Source organism: Actinomadura soli, assembly GCF_005889715.1.
GTDB lineage: Bacteria > Actinomycetota > Actinomycetes > Streptosporangiales > Streptosporangiaceae > Spirillospora > Spirillospora soli.
Genome location: NZ_VCKW01000599.1, coordinates 1 through 826 on the forward strand (window position 1 = coordinate 1; position 826 = coordinate 826).

Here is an 826-nt window from a genome sequence, read left to right on the forward strand (position 1 = left end):
TCACCCGCGGGGTGGTTCGTTGGCGACCGGCCTAGCGCAGGACGGTCACTTCGTCGTCCCGTCGCGGTGGAGCGGGCAGGTCATGCAGCGGGGGCCGCCGCGGCCGCGGCCGAGTTCGCCGCCGGGGATGGTGATGACCTCGATGCCGTGGTGGCGGAGCATGGTGTTGGTGGTGACGTTGCGTTCGTAGGCGATGACGACGCCGGGTTCGACGGCCAGGACGTTGTTGCCGTCGTCCCACTGCTCGCGCTCGGCGGCGCGGACGTCCTGCTCCGCGGACAGGACATGGACGCGGGGCAGCCCGAGGGCGCGGGCGATCGCGGGGAAAAGCGCCTCGTTCTCGTGCACACGGACCCCGCCGTCACGGCCCGGGGTGAGGGCGTAGGACCGCAGCGGCGGCAGCTCGGGGTAGACGGTGAAGGTGTCGTGGTCGACCATTGTCAGGACGGTGTCCAGGTGCATGAAGGCCCGGCGCCGGGGCAGCTGGGCGGCGATGACGCGCCGTACCGTGCCGGCGGTGAACAGCCGCTGGGCGAGCAGTTCGATGGCCTGCGGGGTGGTGCGCTCGCTCATGCCGACCAGGACCAGTTCTTCGTTCAGGACGTGGATGTCGCCGCCCTCGATGGTGGGAAGGGCGGAGTCGGCTCCCGGGTACCAGACGGGGATGTCCTGGGCGGTGAACAGCGGGTGGTGCCGGTGGATGGCGTCCAGATGGGCGGTCTCGCGGCGCCGGGCCGGTTTGGCCATCGGGTGCAGGGTGATCCCGTGGCCGATCCAGGCGGACGGGTCGCGGGTGAACAGGTGGTTGGGCAGCGGCGGCAGCACG

The 826-nt window shown here is 71.5% G+C and carries 1 protein-coding gene; it reads right to left on the reverse strand.

Annotation, left to right across the window (positions count from 1 at the left end):
* Positions 1-45: 45 nt before the first annotated feature.
* Positions 46-826: arginine deiminase (locus ETD83_RS42080; protein ID WP_230421553.1), on the reverse strand; the 781-nt coding region annotated here is incomplete at its 5' end.